Annotated in this window: 18 protein-coding genes; 8 read left to right on the top strand and 10 right to left on the bottom strand. The window is 65.6% G+C overall.

Features of this window, described 5'->3' with window-relative positions:
* Positions 1-167 precede the first annotated feature (167 nt).
* Both XI08_RS18120 and XI08_RS18115 read right to left on the bottom strand, forming a co-directional pair.
* Entirely contained in the window at positions 168-1,643 is a 1,476-nt protein-coding gene (locus tag XI08_RS18120; RefSeq protein WP_271575427.1) for a DASS family sodium-coupled anion symporter, read from the bottom strand.
* A gap of 144 nt (positions 1,644-1,787) precedes the next feature.
* Positions 1,788-2,546 carry a hypothetical protein gene (locus XI08_RS18115; protein ID WP_271575426.1) on the bottom strand — a complete coding sequence of 253 codons (759 nt, stop codon included), beginning with the start codon at positions 2,544-2,546 and terminating at the stop codon, positions 1,788-1,790.
* 62 nt (positions 2,547-2,608) lie between these two features.
* Here XI08_RS18115 and nthA point away from each other — a divergent pair, with 62 nt between their 5' ends.
* Genes nthA through XI08_RS18100 form a run of 3 tightly spaced genes read left to right on the top strand, consistent with a single transcriptional unit; the run spans position 2,609 to position 4,268 of the window.
* A complete protein-coding gene (nthA, locus tag XI08_RS18110) occupies positions 2,609-3,235 on the top strand; it encodes a nitrile hydratase subunit alpha (protein WP_271575425.1) in 627 nt (208 codons plus the stop codon).
* Entirely contained in the window at positions 3,232-3,891 is a 660-nt protein-coding gene (gene nthB, locus XI08_RS18105; protein WP_271575424.1) for a nitrile hydratase subunit beta, read from the top strand. Before nthA ends, nthB begins: the two co-directional genes overlap by 4 nt.
* Positions 3,891-4,268: a nitrile hydratase accessory protein gene (locus XI08_RS18100; RefSeq protein ID WP_027542775.1), complete on the top strand. Its 378-nt coding sequence runs from the start codon at positions 3,891-3,893 to the stop codon at positions 4,266-4,268. The genes nthB and XI08_RS18100 overlap by 1 nt, the downstream gene beginning before the upstream one ends.
* 214 nt (positions 4,269-4,482) lie before the next feature.
* Here the strand turns inward: XI08_RS18100 and queC are convergent, their stop codons facing one another.
* Complete coding sequence (queC, locus tag XI08_RS18095) at positions 4,483-5,196, bottom strand: 7-cyano-7-deazaguanine synthase QueC (RefSeq protein ID WP_271575423.1); 714 nt, start codon at positions 5,194-5,196, stop codon at positions 4,483-4,485.
* Between the two features lie 127 nt (positions 5,197-5,323).
* On the opposite strand from queC, the gene mazG reads away from it, so the two are divergent.
* Together mazG and XI08_RS18085 are read left to right on the top strand one after the other, a co-directional pair.
* Positions 5,324-6,142 carry a nucleoside triphosphate pyrophosphohydrolase gene (mazG, locus tag XI08_RS18090; protein WP_271575422.1) on the top strand — a complete coding sequence of 273 codons (819 nt, stop codon included), beginning with the start codon at positions 5,324-5,326 and terminating at the stop codon, positions 6,140-6,142.
* A 14-nt stretch (positions 6,143-6,156) separates the two neighbouring features.
* On the top strand, positions 6,157-6,615 hold the full coding sequence (locus XI08_RS18085; RefSeq protein ID WP_271575421.1) for a GNAT family N-acetyltransferase: 459 nt from the start codon (positions 6,157-6,159) through the stop codon (positions 6,613-6,615).
* On the opposite strand, the gene hflX is transcribed toward XI08_RS18085, so the two are convergent.
* The 4 genes from hflX to XI08_RS18065 form a co-directional block, all read right to left on the bottom strand.
* A complete protein-coding gene (gene hflX / locus XI08_RS18080; protein WP_027542770.1) occupies positions 6,616-7,998 on the bottom strand; it encodes a GTPase HflX in 1,383 nt (460 codons plus the stop codon).
* A gap of 11 nt (positions 7,999-8,009) precedes the next feature.
* Positions 8,010-8,258: an RNA chaperone Hfq gene (hfq, locus tag XI08_RS18075; protein ID WP_007591126.1), complete on the bottom strand. Its 249-nt coding sequence runs from the start codon at positions 8,256-8,258 to the stop codon at positions 8,010-8,012.
* A gap of 248 nt (positions 8,259-8,506) precedes the next feature.
* Positions 8,507-9,877: a nitrogen assimilation response regulator NtrX gene (gene ntrX / locus XI08_RS18070; RefSeq protein WP_271575420.1), complete on the bottom strand. Its 1,371-nt coding sequence runs from the start codon at positions 9,875-9,877 to the stop codon at positions 8,507-8,509.
* A 17-nt stretch (positions 9,878-9,894) separates the two neighbouring features.
* Positions 9,895-12,309 (bottom strand): sensor histidine kinase NtrY-like, encoded by a 2,415-nt coding sequence (locus XI08_RS18065; protein ID WP_271575419.1) that lies wholly within the window; start codon positions 12,307-12,309, stop codon positions 9,895-9,897.
* A 176-nt stretch (positions 12,310-12,485) separates the two neighbouring features.
* Between XI08_RS18065 and XI08_RS18060 the strand changes: the two genes are divergently transcribed.
* Complete coding sequence (locus tag XI08_RS18060; protein ID WP_156936814.1) at positions 12,486-12,626, top strand: hypothetical protein; 141 nt, start codon at positions 12,486-12,488, stop codon at positions 12,624-12,626.
* Between the two features lie 164 nt (positions 12,627-12,790).
* Here the strand turns inward: XI08_RS18060 and ntrC are convergent, their stop codons facing one another.
* The 3 genes from ntrC to dusB are packed head-to-tail and all read right to left on the bottom strand — an operon-like array spanning position 12,791 to position 16,416.
* A complete protein-coding gene (ntrC, locus tag XI08_RS18055) occupies positions 12,791-14,233 on the bottom strand; it encodes a nitrogen regulation protein NR(I) (RefSeq protein ID WP_027542767.1) in 1,443 nt (480 codons plus the stop codon).
* 9 nt (positions 14,234-14,242) lie between these two features.
* Entirely contained in the window at positions 14,243-15,418 is a 1,176-nt protein-coding gene (locus XI08_RS18050; RefSeq protein ID WP_271575418.1) for a two-component system sensor histidine kinase NtrB, read from the bottom strand.
* Complete coding sequence (gene dusB / locus XI08_RS18045; RefSeq protein ID WP_271575475.1) at positions 15,415-16,416, bottom strand: tRNA dihydrouridine synthase DusB; 1,002 nt, start codon at positions 16,414-16,416, stop codon at positions 15,415-15,417. Before dusB ends, XI08_RS18050 begins: the two co-directional genes overlap by 4 nt.
* A 279-nt stretch (positions 16,417-16,695) precedes the next feature.
* Between dusB and XI08_RS18040 the strand changes: the two genes are divergently transcribed.
* A complete protein-coding gene (locus tag XI08_RS18040) occupies positions 16,696-17,877 on the top strand; it encodes a bifunctional 2-C-methyl-D-erythritol 4-phosphate cytidylyltransferase/2-C-methyl-D-erythritol 2,4-cyclodiphosphate synthase (RefSeq protein ID WP_027542764.1) in 1,182 nt (393 codons plus the stop codon).
* 4 nt (positions 17,878-17,881) lie between these two features.
* Positions 17,882-18,416, top strand: a 535-nt coding sequence (locus tag XI08_RS18035) for a CinA family protein (protein WP_271575417.1), incomplete at its 3' end; no start/stop codon positions are given.

Here is an 18,416-nt window from a genome sequence, read left to right as displayed (position 1 = left end):
CTGCGACCGGGCGCCCGGGTGGAACGCGCTGCACCGCAGCATGCACCATCGCCCGAACGGGTCTTTCTTGCAATGTCAGATATTTGCGGGGAGTTGGACGAAGTTTTCCAAATCCCGCCCCGGCGAAGAAAATTCATCTGCCGGGGGCTATCGGCCTTCGACCCGGCTTACCTGCCAAACTGCAACCAGGGCAGCACGATCAGCAGGAGCCCGGCGAAATAGAGCAGCCCGAAGATCAGCCCAAAGCCCCAGAACTGGCCCTTCCCGATATAGCCGCTGCCGAAATACATCGGCGCCGGCCCCGTGGCGTAAGGCGAGATCACTCCCATCAGGCCGAGCGAATACATGCAGAGCATGGCGAGCGTCGTGACCGGCAGGTCAGCGATGCCCGATCCGACCGCGAGCACGACGGGCAGCACCGCGGCGGCATGCGAGGTGATGCTGGAGAAGAAATAGTGGATCCAGAAGAACAGTGCGACCAGCAGGAGCATCGCGGTTGACGGCGACAGCCCCGCGAGCGGCTTTGCGTATTCGTTCGCGAACCATTTGATGAAGCCGATCTCGTTGAGGCCCGAGGCGAGCGTCAGCAGCGAGGTGAAATAGAAGAACACCTCCCATGCGCTCTTCTCGCTGACGATGTCGGCAAACTCGATCACGCCCGTGACCAGCATCAAGGAGATCACGATGAAGACGACGGTGGTGGCGTTGACGAAATTCGAGCCGAGCAGCGGCACGTGGATGTCCGGGCTGGAGCCGGCGATCCACAGGAACATCGCGAGCACGATCAGCGCCAGCATGATCCACTCGTTGCGCGACATCGGGCCCATCTCCGCGAGCTCCTTTGCCGCCCATTCGGAGATCTCGGGGCTGCGCTTCACTTCGGGCCGGCAGATCGCGTAGCTCAGCAGCGGGACGAGGATCATCAGGAGGATGCCGAGCGGCGCAAAGCCGATGAACCACTGTCCCCAGCTCACCTCGACCCCGACGGTCTTCTTGGCGATCGCGAGCGCGGCTGCATTGGGCGCGAGCGCGGTGAAGAACAGCGAGCTGGTGACCGCGGTCGCCGCGAACGCGGTCCACATCACATAGGTGCCGATCCTGCCGGCGGTCGGTCCGGGCTCGGAGCCGTAGATGCGCGGGATGTTGCTGATGATGGGATAGACGATGCCGCCGCTGCGCGCGGTGTTGGAGGGCGTTGCCGGCGCGAGCAGAAAGTCCGACATCGCGACCGCATAGCCGAGGCCAAGCGTGTTGCTGCCGAGCTTTTGCACCAGCACCAGCGCGATGCGCCGGCCGAGTTGGCTCTTGCGATAGCCGATCGAGAACACGAAGGCGCCGACGATCAGCCACACCGTGCTCTCGGCAAAGCCCGCCAGCATCCAGCGCAGCGACTTGGTCGGATCGGGATCGATATAGCCACCGACGCCGGCGACCGTGAGCCCGATCAGGCCGACCGCGCCGACCGGCATCGATTCCAGGATGAGCCCGGTGATGACGGCCGCGAACACGGCAAAATAGTGCCACTGATTGACGTTGAGCCCTGACGGCACCGGCCACAGATAGATCGCCAGCCACACCACGAGCGGTGCAACCAGCTTCCAGCGAAACCCTTTCGCCTCAGGCGCCTGCGAGCTAGCGGCCATGGGTCCTCCCCCTCGATTGTCGTTGCGTCGTGCCGCCCGTTGGCCGGGCCGCTTTTGTCCCTGCGCGGCGTATACGGACTGTCCGCGGCGCGATCAATGGCTTGACGCGGGTTCTGCCGCCCGCTGCTTGTTTTTCCCTGGTGGTCACAAATGCCCGGTGCGCCGATGCTCCGGCTCGGCGCCGCGGACCGGAAACCGGATGGTGGTGCCGACGGTGATCCAGTTGGCGTTTTCGCCGGTGATGTTGCGGCCGTAGATGAGGTCGACGGAGAAGATCTCGTTCGGCCGGTAGCGGACGCCAGTCTGGAAGCGCGGCTGCACGACGCTTGCGATCTCGGAGGCGCCGGCCTGGCCGTACGCCTCGATTGTCCATTGCAAGGTGTCGGTAAACTTCCAGTCGAAGCCGATGCCATAGGTCAGGTAGTGGCGATCCACGGTACGATCCCAGAGCCAGCCGCCGTTGACGTTGATGCGCATGGTTTCGGACAGACGGAAGGTTGCGGGGATGACGGCAAAGGCGGACAGCGCCTCGCCGGTCGCCGCATCGAATGATCCCCCGCCATAGGCCGACAAGCCCCACCGGCCGATGCCGGTCGGGATGAAATTCGTCTTGGCTTTCGGGGCCACCGTCGTGCTCCAATCGCCATCGCTGCGGGCCCGGATGGTCTGCATGCTCAGCTCGATCGGCCGGAAGGGATCGACGACGCAGGAGGGATTGGCGACCGCGGAGAAATCCGTGTTGGAAGCGCTCGACATCCAGCTTTCGACCTTGCAGGAGCGGACCTCCGAGATGTCGGCGGCATCCACCGCATAGGCGCCATTCGCGGCGCGCGCATCCTGCGCCGCGAGCGCGACAAGAGCCGCGATTGCGGCGGTTAGTCCGGTTTGTTTGCACCATCCCATGGCCCGATGTTAGCAGAGTCTTCGCCTCGACAAGGCCCGGATTCTGGGACTATCTTCGCCTCATGAGTGAACATCATCACCACCACGATCACGACCATTCCGAACTGTCCGAGACCGAGCTGCGCGTCCGCGCGCTCGAGACGATCCTGACCGAAAAAGGCTATGTCGAGCCGGCCGCGCTCGATGCCATCATCCAGGCCTACGAGACCAGGATCGGCCCGCACAACGGCGCCCGCGTCGTCGCCAAGGCCTGGACCGATCCGGCGTTCAAGCAGGCGCTGCTCGAGGATGGCTCGAAGGCGATCGGCACGCTCGGCCATGTCAGCCGCGTCGGCGACCATCTCGTCGTGGTCGAGAACACGCGGCAGCGGCACAACATGGTCGTGTGCACGCTGTGCTCCTGCTACCCCTGGGAAATGCTGGGGCTGCCGCCGGTCTGGTACAAGGCCGCGCCCTACCGCTCGCGCGCGGTGAAGGACCCGCGCGGCGTGCTCGCCGATTTCGGCGTGGCGCTGCCCAAGGATATCGAAGTTCGCGTTTGGGATTCCACCGCCGAGACGCGCTTTCTGGTGCTGCCGATGCGGCCCGAGGGCACGGAGGGCTGGAGCGAGGAGCAGCTCGCCGAGCTCGTCACGCGCGACTCCATGATCGGCACCGGCTTTCCCAAGACGCCAGGAGCGCCGTCGTGAACGGCGTGCACGACATGGGCGGTATGGACGGGTTCGGCAAGGTCGAGCCCGAGCCCAACGAGCCGGTATTCCACGCGGCGTGGGAATCCCGCGTGCTGGCGATGGTGCGCGCGATGGGCGCCGCCGGCGCCTTCAACATCGACACCTCGCGCTTCTATCGCGAGACGCTGCCGCCGCATGTCTATCTGTCGAGCTCCTATTATCAGAAGTGGTTCCTCGGGCTCGAGGAGATGCTGATCGAGAAGGGCTATCTCACCCGGGAGGAGGTCGCTGCGGGCCACGCGATGCAGCCGGCCAAGGCGCTCAAGCACGGCAAGCTGGAGCTCAGCGACGTCGAGCGCACCATGGTGCGCGGCAAGTTCGCCCGCCCTGCCCCGGCGCCCGCCAAATTCAAAATCGGCGATCGCGTGCGCGCGAAGAACATCCATCCGGCGACGCACACCCGCCTGCCGCGCTATGTGCGCGGTCATGTCGGCGTGGTCGAGCTGAACCATGGCTGCCACGTGTTTCCGGATTCGGCGGCGATGGAGCTCGGCGAGAATCCGCAATGGCTCTACACCGTCGTGTTCGAGGGCAGCGACCTCTGGGGTGCGGATGGCGATCCGACCTCGAAGGTCTCGATCGACGCGTTCGAGCCGTATCTGGACCCGGCGTGATGAGCAGCACGCTTGCTGCCGCCGCGACCGCAGCGATCCCGAGCATTCCCCGCGATGACGACGGCCCGGTGTTCCGCGCGCCGTGGGAGGCGCACGCGTTTGCGATGGCCTTGAGCCTGCACGAGCGCGGCGTCTTCACCTGGCCCGAATGGGCCGCGGCCCTGGCCTCCGAGATCAAGCGCGCGCAGGCCGCCGGCGACCCCGATACGGGCGAAACCTACTACCTGCACTGGCTCGCCACGCTGGAGGGGCTCGTCGCACGAAAGGGCGTCGCATCCACCGAGACGCTGCACCGCTACCGCGACGCCTGGGATCACGCGGCGGATCGTACGCCGCACGGCAAGCCGATCGAGTTGAAGCCGGAAGATTTTGGCTAGCTCGGTAATTGGCACGCTCGTGCCAAGCCCTACGCTGTCATTCCCCGCGACCCGGCTACGCCAAGGCTTCGCCGGGGTTGAGGTCGAGGGGCGCCGAAGCTTTAGCGTAGGCGGCAGGCGGGGAATCCAGTACGCCGCGGCTTCTCGGCTCAAGCACGGTCTCTGGAATACTGGATCGCCCGCCTGCGCGGGCGATGACACTAAGCGTGTAGCGTCAGCGACCCGCCACATACTCCCGCCACCCCTTCGCCCGCAGGCTGCACGCCGGGCACTCGCCGCAACCGTATCCCCAATCGTGCTGCGCGCCGCGTTCGCCGAGATAGCAGGTGTGCGACTGCTCGCGGATGAGATCGACCAGCCCGTCGCCGCCGAGGTCATGCGCGAGCTTCCAGGTCGCGGCCTTGTCGATCCACATCAGCGGCGTATGCAGCTCGAACTGCTTGGCCATGCCGAGCGAGAGCGCGGCCTGCATGGCGCGGATGGTGTCGTCGCGGCAATCGGGATAGCCGGAATAGTCGGTCTCGCACATGCCGCCGACGATGTGGGTGATGCCGCGCCGATAGGCCAGCGCCGCGGCAAAGGTCAGGAACACCAGATTGCGGCCAGGCACGAACGTGTTCGGCAGCCCATCGGCGCCCATCGCGATCGCGACGTCGCGGGTCAGCGCTGTCTCGGACACGGCTGCCAGCGTCGGGATCGACAACGTATGGCTCTCGCCGAGCCTTGCCGCCCAATCCGCGCGCAAAGCCCTGATCCCCAAAAACAGCCGGTCGCGGCAGTCGAGCTCGACGGCGTGGCGCTGGCCGTAGTCGAAGCCGAGCGTCTCCACGCGCGCAAAGCGGTTCAGCGCCCAGGCAAGGCAGGTGGTGGAATCCTGTCCGCCGGAGAACAGCACCAGCGCGGTTTCGGTCGAAAAAGCGTCACTCATGGCCCCGCGCTTTAGCACTGTGTGACCTACCCGCCAATCGGTGGAAATCGGCCTGTTCCGCACCGCGACGCTGGGATCGGCCGGCGGCTTTTGGCATAAGGTTTTGGACCCAGGAGAATGGCCCGCAATGACCCCTTCCCGCGACATTTCCCGCCTGATCGAGATCATGGCGGCGCTGCGCACGCCGGTGACCGGCTGCCCCTGGGACCTCGAGCAGGATTTTGCGACCATCGCGCCCTACACGATCGAGGAGGCCTATGAGGTGGTCGAGGCCATCAGCCGCGGCGATCTCGATGATTTGCGCGAAGAGCTCGGCGACCTCCTGCTCCAGGTCGTGTTCCACGCCCAGATGGCGGAGGAAAGGAACGCGTTCGCCTTCGGCGACGTCGTCGAGGCCATCACCCGCAAGATGATCCGTCGCCATCCCCATGTCTTCGCCGACAAGGACGGCAATCTCGCCTCCTCCCACGTCAAGGAAGTCTGGGACCGCATCAAGGCCGAGGAGAAGGCCGAGCGTGCTGCGCGCCGGCCGCCGGAAGCAAAGCCGTCGCACAAGTCCCTGCTCGCGGGCGTGAAGGCCGGCCAGCCCGCGCTGACGCGCGCCATGGAGCTGCAGCGCAAGGCCTCGACCGTCGGCTTCGACTGGAACGACCCGCGCGCGGTGCTGGCGAAAATCCGCGAGGAAGCCGACGAGATCGAAGCCGCGCTGGACCGCAACGACAAGGAGGAGCTTGCGGAAGAGACCGGCGACCTGATGTTCGCACTCGTCAACCTCGCGCGCCATGTCGATGCCGATCCGGAAGCCGCGCTCCGCGCGACGAACGCCAAATTCGAGCGGCGGTTTGCGTTCATCGAGCGCGCATTGGAGGCGCAGGGGCGCACGTTGGAACAGGCGTCGCTCTCGGAGATGGACGCGCTGTGGAATGCGGCCAAGACCGCCATCTGACACAAGGGGACGACGTGGACATCAGGCAAGACGATCCGACGGCGCCATATGTCGCCGACTTGCTGGCGCATCATCTGGAAGAGCTCCGCAGCGTCATGGGCGAGCACGCGCAGGCGCTGGACGCGAGCGGTCTTTCGGTCGCATCCGTGACGTTCTGGACCGCCTGGCACAATGGTGCGTTGGCCGGCTTCGGCGCCCTCAAGCAACTCGATGACACGCATGGCGAGGTGAAGTCGATGCGCGCCGCGTCCACTGCGCGGCGGACCGGGGTCGGGCGAGCCATTCTGGACCACATCATTGTCGAAGGCCGCAAGCGAGGATATGCGCGTCTCAGCCTGGAGACCGGCACTGCGCAGCTGCACGCCCCCGCGATCTCGCTCTACCGCAGTGTCGGCTTCGTACCCTGCGAGCCGTTCGCCGACTATCAGGCGAGCCCACACAACCAGTTCATGCGCCTCGACCTGTCCAACTGATTACGCCGCGTGATGCGGCACCGCGTCGAACCGGTTCACCACGATATCGCGCTTGGTCTCGTCCACGCGCACCGTCATGTCGAAGCGGCCGTCGTGCAGCTCTTTCGTCAGCACCTCGGAATTCCGATGCAGCCAGCTGATGCCGGCGCCGTCGGCGGCGTCGATGGAGAGATCGAGCGTGGTGCGTTTGGCCGCAAGCCGTTCCTCGATCGCGGCGAGCAGTGCGTCGACCCCCTCGCCTGACACGGCCGAGACCAGCATAGCCGGATGATCCTCCGGCCTGCGCGCGGCGATGTTCAAGAGCTCTTCACGCTGCTCGGCGTCGTAACGATCGATCTTGTTCCAGACCTCGATGATCCGGCCTGAATCGTCGGGGTTGATGCCGAGCTGGCGCAGCACGGCGTCGACATCGCTCTGCTGCGCCTCGGCGTCCTCATGCGAGATGTCGCGGACATGCAGGATGACGTCGGCCTCCAGCACCTCCTCCAACGTGGCGCGGAAGGCCGCGACGAGCTGCGTCGGCAGATTGGAGATGAAGCCGACCGTGTCGGACAGCATCGCCTTGCCGCCATGCGGCAGGGTGAGCGCGCGCAGGGTGGGATCGAGCGTGGCAAACAGCATGTCGGCCGCCTGCACGTCGGCGCGCGTCAGGCGGTTGAACAGCGTCGACTTGCCGGCATTGGTGTAGCCGACCAATGCGACGACGCGGTACGGCACGCGCTGGCGTCCGGCGCGATGCAGGCGCCGCGTCGCCTGCACCTTCTTCAGTTCGCTCTCGAGCTTGGAGATGCGCTCCTGGATCAGGCGGCGGTCGGCCTCGATCTGCGTCTCGCCCGGACCGCCCATGAAGCCGAAACCGCCGCGCTGGCGTTCCAGATGGGTCCAGGATCGCACGAGGCGAGAGCGCTGATAGTTGAGATGTGCAAGCTCGACCTGGAGCGAGCCTTCCTTGGTCTTGGCGCGGCGGCCGAAGATTTCCAGAATGAGCCCGGTGCGGTCGAGCACCTTGGCGTGCAGCTCCTTCTCGAGGTTGCGCTGCTGGATCGGCGCCAGCGCGCAATCCATCACCACGAGCTCGACGTCGAGGCTCTTGGCCAGCGCGGCGATTTCTTCGACCTTGCCCTTGCCGATATAGGTGGCGGGGCGGATCTGGCTGATCGGCGCGATGATGGCGTCGGCTATGACGAGATCGATCGCGCGCGCGAGGCCGGCGGCTTCGTCGAGCCGGGCCTCGGCGTCTCGCACGACATGACTTTCCGATTGCGCGTCGGCACCGCCCGCGCGCACACGCAAGTAGGGGCCGACGACAAGCACCCGCCCCGTTTGCTTAGCCCCTGCCGGCCGCGAACGGTCGGCATCCCCGTCGAAATTCCGGGGTTCCAATCAGGTCACTCTCAAGCCGGCTGATCCTCGCCGCCTTCGAACAGCTGGATCGGAGCGCCCGGCATGATGGTCGAGATCGCATGCTTGTAGACAAGCTGCGAGTGACCGTCGCGCCGAAGCAGCAAACAGAAATTGTCGAACCAGGTCACGATGCCCTGGAGCTTCACTCCGTTGACCAGAAAAATCGTCAGTGGCGTCTTGGTTTTGCGAACGTGATTAAGGAAGGTGTCCTGTAGGTTTTGTGCGCGGTCTGCCGCCATTGTTTTTTTCTCGCTTTGAGTTTCTTTTTATTGCGCCGGTTGCGGCCCTCTTGGTGAAATTCGGGGCCTCGTCCGGTTGCCGTTCCTCATGAGATCCCCCTCGGAGGAACAGCGGTTCGATTAGAGGACAGGTCGGGTTATTAGGCAAGCCGCTTCACGCGGCAGGCCACGCCGTATTGCCCCGAAAAACTACGGAAATCGATGATTTTCCTCGCTTATCCCTGAGGCGCAAACGCAACGTCGCGGCGTCAGCCGACGCCGAGCGCCTTCAGCTTCCGATGCAGCGCCGAGCGTTCCATGCCAACGAACTCGGCCGTACGAGAAATATTTCCTGAAAAACGGCTGATCTGTGCAATCAAATAGTCGCGCTCGAACACTTCGCGCGCTTCGCGCAGCGGCAGGCCCATGATGTGCTCGCCATTGTTGCTGGTCGGCATCGCCGGCACCATGGAGCCGACGTCCTGCGGCAACATGTCGGCGGTGATGATCACTTCCGGTCCGCCTGCGGCCAGAATCATGACTCTCTCAACGTTGTTGCGAAGCTGGCGCACGTTGCCGGGCCAGACATGCGATTGCAGCACCGCCATCGCGTCCTGGCCGATCTGCCGCTTGGGCAGGCCGCTGCCGGCCGAGATCTGCTCCATGAAGTAGTCGATCAGTTCCGGAATATCCTCGCGCCGCTCCGACAGCGCGGGCACGCGGATCGGCACCACCGAGAGGCGATGATAGAGGTCCTCGCGGAAATGGCCGGCCGCGATCTCCTCTTCCAGGTTGCGCGCCGTCGAGGAGATGATGCGCACGTCGACCTGCACCTTGGCGGTGCCGGCGACGCGCTGGAACGACTGCTCGACCAGCACGCGCAGGATCTTGTTCTGGGTCTCGCGCGGCATGTCCGCGATCTCGTCGATGAACAGCGTGCCGCCATGCGCTTCCTCAAGCGCACCGGGCTTGCGCGGCTGCTCGCCATTGGACTGCTCGACGCCGAAAAGCTCGTGCTCCATCCGCTCGGGCGTGATCGCGGCGGCGTTGATGACGACGAAGGGACCGTCGGCGCGGCCCGAGGCGGTGTGCAGCGTGCGCGCAGTCAGCTCCTTGCCGGCGCCGGCGGGGCCGACGATCAGGATGCGGCTGTTGGCCTTGGCCGCGCGCTCGATGGTCTGGCGCAGCTGGTTCATGCTGGGCGAGCGACCGACCAGCGAGCTTGCGCTCGGCGCGAGCTGCTTCAGCTCCTTGACCTCGCGCTTCAGCCGCGAGTTCTCCAGCGCGCGGTTGGCGACCAGGATCAGCCGGTCCGCCTTGAACGGCTTCTCGATGAAGTCGTAGGCGCCGCGTTTGATCGCGGCGACCGCGGTCTCGATGTTGCCGTGGCCGGAGATCATCACGACCGGCAGATCGGCATTGTCCTTCTTGACCTGCTCCAGCAGCTGCAAGCCGTCAAGCTTGGAGCCCTGGAGCCAGATGTCGAGGAACACCAGATGCGGCCTGCGGTTGGCGATTTCGGCCAATGCCGAGTCGCTGTCGCGTGCGGTCCGGGTGACGAACCCCTCGTCCTCGAGGATGCCCGCAACGAGATCCCGAATATCGGCCTCATCATCGACAATCAGAATTTCACTTGCCATGGGTCGCGCCTGTCTTGTCAGCTGCCTGTTGAGGCTTCGATCTTCGTTGAATCATTGGTCATTTCAGCCGGCTCTTTGGTTTCGGCAGCCGGCCCTTTTGTTTCCGTGTCCTTGATGGATTCCTTGGCGATTTCCGCTTCCTTGATCGTTTCCGCGGTCGTTTGCTCGATCGTGTTCTTGGCGGCCGGCGCCTGCTCGGTCCCCTCGGCCTTCGCGGGCGCGCCGGAGATCGCAAAGCGCATCCGCATCCAGGCACCGCGCTGACCCGCACGGAAGTCGGAGGCGTCCTTCAACTCGATGCGCCCACCATGGTCTTCAAGCACGCGGCCGACGATCGCAAGGCCAAGGCCGGTGCCCTTGGCCCGCGTCGTCACATACGGCTCGAGCAGCCGCGAGCGCGCCACCTTGGGCAGGCCGATGCCATTGTCGATGACATCGATGAGCACGTCCTCGCCCTCGCGCGACACCACGACGTCGATACGGCCCTTGCCGAGCTCTTCCGGCGGCACCTGCTCGATCGCCTCGGTGGCGTTCTTGACGATGTTGGTGACCGCCTGCGAGATCAGCCGCCGGTCGAACTGGGCGCGCAGCGGATCTTCCCTGAACTCGGCCTCGATATCGAGCTCGGGATGGGCGACCTTCATCAGGAACACCGCCTGCCGCACGGTGTCGGCGACGTCCTCGCCCTCCATCACCGGTTTCGGCATCCGCGCAAAGCGCGAGAATTCGTCGACCATGCGCCTGATGTCGTCGACCTGACGCACGATGGTGTCGGTGCACTGCTCGAAGATCTGCTTGTCCTTGGCCTCGGTGATGTCCTTGCCGAACTTGCGGCGGATGCGCTCGGCCGAAAGCTGGATCGGCGTCAGCGGGTTCTTGATCTCATGGGCGATGCGGCGCGCCACGTCGCCCCAGGCCGAGGTGCGCTGTGCCGACACCAGCTCGGTGATGTCGTCGAGCGTGATGATGTAGCTGTCGTGCGGCTGGTTCTTCTCGGCGCTGACGCGGACCGAGAGGTTGCGCTCCTGTCCGTCGCGCGTGATCGTGATCTGGCCCTGCACCAGGCGCTGGGTGCCTTCCCGCGCCGTCTTCATCATCTCGTCGAGCTCCGGCAGGACGTCGGAGAGCGCATGGCCGAGCGTCTCCGCTTCGGAGTGACCGATCAGCTTCTCGGCGGAGCGGTTGAGGATGCCGACGCTGCCTGAATTGTCGACGCCGATGATGCCGGCGCTCGCCGAGGACAGCACCGCTTCGATGAAGCGGCGGCGGCTGTCGATGAGATCGCTGGCGTTGACGAGCTCGTCGCGCTGGCTGCGCAATTCCTGCGTCATCTTGTTGAAGGTCTCGCCGAGCTGGGCGAGATCGCCCTCCGACTGGTGCACCGGCACCTTCACATGAAGGTCGCCGGTCGAGACCGTGTGGGCCGCGTTCATCAGCCGCCGGATCGGCGATACCAGCGAGTTGGCGAAGTTCAGCCCGATCAGCACCGAGGCCATCAGGATGGTCAGCGCGATCACCGCAAACATCAGCGCGAAGGCGACCTGGATGCCGAGCCGCCGCGACTCGATCTGGGCATATTCGGCGACGCTGACCTCGGTCTGCTTGAGCTGGTGGACCACATTCGGATCGAGCGGCCGCGCGACATAGAGGAAGGTGTCGCTGAAGGCGCGCAAGCGGATCACCGCCGCGACGAAGCTCGCATCCGGCAGCACCGCGATCTCGGGCTCGGACTCGTTGACGTTGCTGAGGAAGTCCGGCGCCGGTGGCGAATAGGCCAGCCGCATGCCGGTGTCGGCGGATTCCAGGATGTTGGTGTTCTTGTCGATGATCATCGCGCCCGGCAGATTGCGGGAGCTGGCACTGGCCGTCAGCATCTCGCGAAACGACCGCCGGTCCTGGTCGTAGAGCGGCCGGGCGTGCGCGATATCGTTGGCCATGCCGAGAATGTCGCCGCGGATCAGCTGCGCATGGTCCTGCATATAGGCCCGCGCGATGTTCAGCGAGTTCTGGATGACCTCCTTGGTCGGCCCGGAGAACAACCGGTCGAGGCCGCGCTCGAGAGTGACGTTGGCGACGACGGAAACCAGCACGGCCGGAAGCACCGCCACGATCGAGAACAGGCTGACGATCTGGACATGGAGACGTGCCGCCGCCCTGCCCCGCCGGCGCGCCAGGATGAGCTGCCAGAGCTCGCGGACGATGATCCCGACCAGGAGCAGGATCGTGCCCGCATTGATCAGATAGAACGTGCGGACCACCTCCGGCGTCGGATCGATCCTCGTGAGACCGGTCAGGACCAGGAAGGTCAGCAGGCCCGACAGCAGTGCCAGCGCCACGGCAAAGGGCGCCAGCCAGCGTCGCGGCGACCAGCGTCGGGGCTCTTCAGCTGGGGCCGTGTCAAAGGATGCGGCCGAGGTGTCTGCGCTGGTCATTCCGGCAATGGGTGCTGAAAAACGGGGTCCGCGGTCGTGGCGGATACTGATGTATTCCTACCACATTGTTGCCGAATTGCGACAATTCCGCGGCGTCCCCGCCGCGACGGACCGGCGCATCCACAGGGCATGCCGGGCCAGCGGGAACGGAGTCCGGCCGTTCCGGCTTGACTGGGATGGACAGGTTCTTTCTCGCGATAATGGTCGCGGCCGTTCTGCTGCTGATCGTCGCTTCCGACCTGCTGGTCAACGGCCACGGCATGCAGGCGCCGGCCGACGTGGCCATGCTGCCGACATCAGGCCGCCTGGTCAGATAGGTGCGACGCCGCGTCCTGCGGTCGAATGACCAATTTGAATGTTCCGGCGGAACAATTCGGTCCTATCAGGACTTCTGCTCACCGCGCCAGCCATCAAGGCCAGCGCGATTCGGACAGGCTCAGCTCCGCTGTGGTAGGGGGAGCTGAGCCACCGTCCCGGAAAACTAGCCCCCGCTCCGATAGACCTGGATATCGAGATCCCGGATCTTCTTCCGCAGCGTGTTGCGGTTGAGGCCGAGCAGGTCCGCGGCGCGGATCTGGTTGCCGCGGGTGGCGGCGAGCGCGGCCGTGAGCAGCGGCACCTCGATCTCCTTGAGGATACGGTGATAGAGGCCCGGCGGCGGCACGCCGTTCGGAAAGCCCTGGAAGTGCGAGGACAGATACGCCTCCACCGCGCCGCCGAGATTGTCGACGCCCTGCTGGACCGCGGCACCGGGGCTGACCGTGGGCGGCGCCAGCTCGCCGTCGATGACGGAGCCCGTGATCACGTCCTGCGGATAGAGCGCGGCGAGGCGCCGGGCGAGATTTTCGAGCTCGCGCACGTTGCCGGGCCAGCGGTGCTGCTTCATCCGCTCCAGCGCCAGCGTGTCGAGCTTCTTCGGCGGCAGGCCGTCCTTCTCGGCCAGCGTGAAGAAGTGCCGCACGAGGTCCGGCAGGTCTTCGATGCGCTCGCGCAAGGGGGGCAGCCGCAGCGGCACGACGTTAAGGCGGAAGAACAAATCTTCGCGGAACAGGCCCTGCTGGATCAGGACGCGCAGATCCTTGTTGGACGCCGCGACGATCCGCACGTCGGTCTTGATCGGGGTGCGGCCGCCGACGGTGGTGTATTCGCCCTGCTGGAGCACGCGCAGCAGGCGGGTCTGCGCCTCCATCGGCATGTCGCCGATCTCGTCCAGGAACAGTGTGCCGCCCTCGGCCTGCTCGAACCGGCCCGAGGCGCGGGTGTTGGCGCCGGTGAAGGCGCCGCGCTCATGGCCGAACAGCTCGGACTCGATCAGGTCGCGCGGGATCGCCGCCATGTTGACGGCGACGAACGGGCCGTTGCGGCGCTTGCCGTAATCGTGCAGCGCGCGCGCCACCAGCTCCTTGCCGGTGCCGGACTCGCCCGTGATCATCACGGTGAGGTCGGTCTGCATCAGGCGCGCCAGCACGCGGTAGATTTCCTGCATCGCCGGCGAGCGGCCGACCAGCGGGATCGCCTCCATCTCGGCGTCCTCGTCCGGCGTCGAGGTTCGCTCCTTCGGCTCGGCGAGCGCACGGCCGACGATGGCGATCAGCTCCTTCAGGTCGAAGGGCTTTGGCAGATATTCGTACGCCCCGCGCTCGGAGGCGCGGATCGCCGTCATGAAGGTGTTTTGCGCGCTCATGACGATGACGGGCAGATTCGGCCGCATCTTCTTGATCCGCGGCAGCAGGTCGAAGGCGTTTTCGTCCGGCATCACCACGTCGGTGATGACGAGATCGCCCTCGCCCTGGCTGACCCAGCGCCACAGCGTTGCGGCATTGCCGGTGAGCCTGACCTCATAGCCGGCGCGGGACAGAGCCTGGTTGAGTACCGTGCGGATGGCGGTGTCGTCATCTGCAACGAGAATGCTACCTGCGGGCATTGTTAATCCTCATTTTGCCCCCTGTGATGCAGACGACGACTTCCCGGCAGAGCCGTCGCGACTGCTGTGATCGGCATGTTTGACCGATGTGGAATACATCGGCATCAGCACGCGGAAGGTGGTTTTGCGCGGCTGAGATTCGCATTCGATGATGCCCCCGTGATCGCCGACGATCTTTGCGACAAGCGCAAGGCCCAGACCCGAGCCGGTCTGCTTGGTGGTCACGAAGGGATCGAACAGGTTGGGCAGAAGATCGTCCGGCACGCCTGGTCCGTTGTCCTTCACGCAGAATTCGAGCGGCAACGATACCCGGGATTTTTGACCGGGGACTGACAGGCGTACGCCGGGGCGGAACGCGGTGGTGAGCTGGATCTCGGCGTCGGGCACGTCGATCAGGGCTTCGGCGGCGTTCTTCACGAGATTGAGGAACACCTGGATCAACTGGTCCTGGTTCGCCAGCACCGGCGGCAGCGAGGGATCGTAGTCCTCGATGAAGCGGATGTTGCGGGCAAAACCCGACTGCGCCAGCCGCTTCACGTGATCGAGCACCGAATGGATGTTGACCGGTCCGCGCACCACGGGGCGCTCGTCGCCGAACACCTCCATGCGGTCGACCAGCGTCACGATGCGGTCGGCCTCGTCGCAGATCAGCCGCGTCAGCATGCGGTCCTCGGAGGACGCCTGCTGCTCCAGCAGCTGCGCCGCGCCGCGGATGCCGGAGAGCGGATTCTTGATCTCATGCGCGAGCATTGCTGCTAGCGCTATCACCGAGCGCGCGGCGCTGCGATGGGTGAGCTGGCGGTCCATCTTGTCGGCGATGGTGCGCTCCTGGAGCATCACCACGATATGGCCGGGCCGCTCCGTGAGCGGGGCGACGTGCAGATCGACCTGGCGGTCGCCGCCCATGCGGGGCGTGCCGAGATCGACCTTGTATTCGTTCACCGGCGAGTTCGACGAGCGCACCTGGTCGATCAGCGCCAGCAAGGGGCTGCCGAACGGCACCAGCTCTTTCAGCGACTGCCGCTTCAGGAACTGCGTCGAGATCTCGAAGAAAGCTTCGGTTGCGATGTTGGCGGCGACGATCTTGCCGTCTGGCCCGATCATGAGCACGGGATTGGGAAGCGCATCCAGGATCGCATCGCTGTCGGACGGAAGCGGCCGACGATGTTCAGCGGCTGAGCTCATGCAGCAGCGCTCCATGCGAAGTCGTCGAAGGCATCTTGCAGTGACTGGCGAACGAGGCGCGGATCCTCGGACGTCAGAATGGTCTGGCGCCAGGATTTCAGCTTCGCGGCCGGCGCGCGGCTCGCTTCGGCCGCGACGTCGAGCGCCCAGCCGAGATGCTTGCGGGCATGCTTGAGGCCGACGCGCAGGCCGTAGAGGGCGCACACGCCTTCATAAAGCGTGCGGACATAATGGAGTTGCGTCGCGAGCGACGGCGCGGCTTCCGCCGCCCCGCCCTTCAGGCGACGGCCGATCTGGCCGGGCAGCCAGGGCTGGCCCTGCGCGCCGCGGCCGATCATCACGGCGTCGGCGCCGGAGGATTCGAGCGCCGCGAGCGCCTTCTCGTAGGAGGTGATGTCGCCATTGACGATGAGCGGAATCGAGATCGCCTCGCGCACGGCGCGGATAGCATCCCAATCGGCCTCGCCCTTGTAGAACTGGCAGCGGGTGCGGCCATGCACAGTGACGAGCTTGATGCCGGCGGCTTCCGCGCGCCGCGCCAGTTCCGGCGCATTGCGGCGGCGGTCGTCCCAGCCGAGCCGCATCTTCAGCGTCACCGGCACCTTCACCGCCGCGATCGTCGCATCGATCAGGCTGACGGCATGGTCGAGATCCCGCATCAGGGCCGAGCCGGACTGGCCGCCGGTGACGTGGCGGGCCGGACAGCCCATGTTGATGTCGATGATATCGGCGCCCTCGGCCTCGGCGATCCGGGCGCCTTCGGCCATCCAGTGCGCCTCGCAGCCGGCGAGCTGCACCACATGCGGGCCGATTCCGGTCGCTTCGCAGCGCAACCGGGACATCCGGTGGCCGTTGGCGAGCTCATCGCTGGCGGTCATTTCGGACACCACCAGACCTGCCCCAAGCTCGGCGACCAACCGCCGGACGGGCGAGTCAGTCACTCCCGACATCGGTGCCAGGAAGACCGGGGTGGCGACCTCAATATCGCCTATTTTCAAGGGCTTGGAGCCTGATCCTGCCGGGCCGGTCACAGTGGTCTCATTCACTCGCAGGGCCTCATCGCACCTGCCATGATCTATCTTGCGCACAATTCTTGTGCAGTCAAGCGTCATGCCTACAGTTTAGACAGTTCTGCAAATCTTTCAAGTGCAGTGCAACAAACTGCTGTTTCCCACAATCCGGGGAAACCCCCTTTTTTTGCGGGCCTGCCGTGCTAGAGGCATGCCGGCAATCACCCACTCCCGACTCTTTCATTAGCAACTGAGTATTTGAGTCCTATGGCGAAATCACAGCGCACCGCAGTCGTTCTTGTCGCGGCAGGTCGCGGCCTGCGCGCAGGCGCCGGCGGGCCGAAGCAATATCGCGAGATCGGCGGCCAGCCCGTGATCTATCGCGCCATGGAAGCCTTCAGCCGCCACCCCGACGTGTTTGCCGTGCAGCCCGTGGTCAACCCCGACGACAGCGCCATGTTCACGGTAGCGGTCGCAGGATTGAAGCACGAGCCGCCGGCCAATGGCGGCGCCACGCGCCAGGCCTCGGTGCTTGCCGGTCTCGAAGCGCTGGCACGGCACAAGCCCGACATTGTCCTGATCCACGACGCCGCGCGTCCCTTCGTCTCGGAAGGCGTGATCTCGCGCGCGATCGATGCGGCCAGCCGCACCGGCGCCGCGATCCCCGTCGTTCCCGTCACCGACACCATCAAGCTCACCGGTGAGAGCGGCAATGTCGAGGACACGCCGGACCGGGCCCGCCTGCGGATCGCGCAGACGCCGCAATCCTTTCGTTTCGATGTCATCCTCGAGGCGCATCGTCGCGCGGCGAAGGACGGACGCAGCGATTTCACCGATGATGCCGCGATTGCCGAATGGGCGGGATTGACGGTTGCAACCTTTGAAGGCGATGTTGCCAACATGAAGCTCACCACTCCCGAAGACTTCGTGCGCGAGGAAGCGCGCTTGGCTGCCCAGCTCGGCGACATCAGGACCGGCACGGGCTACGACGTGCACGCCTTCGGCGAAGGCGACCACGTCATGATCTGCGGCGTGCGCGTGCCCCACAGCAAAGGCTTCCTGGCCCATTCCGACGGCGATGTCGGCCTGCATGCACTGGTGGATGCCATCCTCGGCGCGCTGGCCGACGGCGACATCGGCTCGCACTTCCCGCCGAGCGATGCGAAGTGGAAGGGCGCCTCCTCCGACCAGTTCCTGAAATACGCCATCGAGCGCGTCACCCAGCGCGGCGGCCGCGTCGCCAATCTCGAGGTGACGATGATCTGCGAGCGGCCGAAGATCGGCCCGCTGCGCGACACCATGCGCGCGCGCATCGCCGAGATTTCCGGTGTCGACATCTCGCGCGTCGCGGTGAAGGCGACGACCAGCGAGCGGCTCGGCTTCACCGGCCGCGAGGAAGGCATCGCGGCCACCGCGAGCGCCACCATCCGCCTGCCCTGGAGCGTGTAAGATCATGGGCGGCAGCGACGCACGCGCCCTCTCCCGCTCGCTGCTCGATTTGTGCCGGATGCGCAAGCTGACGATCGCCACGGCCGAATCGTGCACCGGCGGCCTCGTTGCCGGCGCACTGACCGACATCCCCGGCTCCTCCGACGTGATCGACCGCGGCTTCGTCACCTATTCCAACGACGCCAAGCGCGCGATGCTCGGCGTTGAAGCAGGTACGCTCACCAATTTCGGTGCCGTCAGCAAGGAGACCGCAACCGCGATGGCGATCGGCGCGCTGGAGCGTGCCGGTGTCGACCTAGCGGTCGCCATCACCGGCATCGCCGGCCCCGGCGGCGCCACGCCCGGCAAGCCGGTCGGCCTCGTCCATTTCGCCGCCGCCGCCCGCGACGGCCGCATCATCCATCGCGAGCATCGTTTCGGCGCGATCGGCCGCAGCGCCGTGCGTCAGCGCTCCGTGGTCGAGGCGCTGCGCATGCTGATGGACCTCGCTCGCGGCCCGCAAGTCGCGGCCAAGCCGCGCCGCGCCGCCGCCGCAACCC

Source organism: Bradyrhizobium sp. CCBAU 11361, assembly GCF_028128935.1.
In the GTDB taxonomy this organism is placed as follows: domain Bacteria; phylum Pseudomonadota; class Alphaproteobacteria; order Rhizobiales; family Xanthobacteraceae; genus Bradyrhizobium; species Bradyrhizobium niftali.
Note: the sequence above shows the minus strand (reverse complement) of the source record. Positions and strands in the feature narration are given on the sequence as shown.

What these genes read in the sequence shown, in the direction of transcription:
- XI08_RS18040 (WP_027542764.1), top strand. Translation starts at nt 16,696, where the DNA reads ATGGCGAAATCACAGCGCACCGCAGTCGTTCTTGTCGCGGCAGGTCGC.
- nthA (WP_271575425.1), top strand. Translation starts at nt 2,609, where the DNA reads ATGAGTGAACATCATCACCACCACGATCACGACCATTCCGAACTGTCC.
- XI08_RS18120 (WP_271575427.1), bottom strand. Translation starts at nt 1,643, where the DNA reads ATGGCCGCTAGCTCGCAGGCGCCTGAGGCGAAAGGGTTTCGCTGGAAG.
- XI08_RS18100 (WP_027542775.1), top strand. Translation starts at nt 3,891, where the DNA reads ATGAGCAGCACGCTTGCTGCCGCCGCGACCGCAGCGATCCCGAGCATT.
- ntrC (WP_027542767.1), bottom strand. Translation starts at nt 14,233, where the DNA reads ATGCCCGCAGGTAGCATTCTCGTTGCAGATGACGACACCGCCATCCGC.
- hfq (WP_007591126.1), bottom strand. Translation starts at nt 8,258, where the DNA reads ATGGCGGCAGACCGCGCACAAAACCTACAGGACACCTTCCTTAATCAC.
- mazG (WP_271575422.1), top strand. Translation starts at nt 5,324, where the DNA reads ATGACCCCTTCCCGCGACATTTCCCGCCTGATCGAGATCATGGCGGCG.
- XI08_RS18065 (WP_271575419.1), bottom strand. Translation starts at nt 12,309, where the DNA reads ATGACCAGCGCAGACACCTCGGCCGCATCCTTTGACACGGCCCCAGCT.
- XI08_RS18060 (WP_156936814.1), top strand. Translation starts at nt 12,486, where the DNA reads ATGGACAGGTTCTTTCTCGCGATAATGGTCGCGGCCGTTCTGCTGCTG.
- queC (WP_271575423.1), bottom strand. Translation starts at nt 5,196, where the DNA reads ATGAGTGACGCTTTTTCGACCGAAACCGCGCTGGTGCTGTTCTCCGGC.
- XI08_RS18050 (WP_271575418.1), bottom strand. Translation starts at nt 15,418, where the DNA reads ATGAGCTCAGCCGCTGAACATCGTCGGCCGCTTCCGTCCGACAGCGAT.
- XI08_RS18115 (WP_271575426.1), bottom strand. Translation starts at nt 2,546, where the DNA reads ATGGGATGGTGCAAACAAACCGGACTAACCGCCGCAATCGCGGCTCTT.
- ntrX (WP_271575420.1), bottom strand. Translation starts at nt 9,877, where the DNA reads ATGGCAAGTGAAATTCTGATTGTCGATGATGAGGCCGATATTCGGGAT.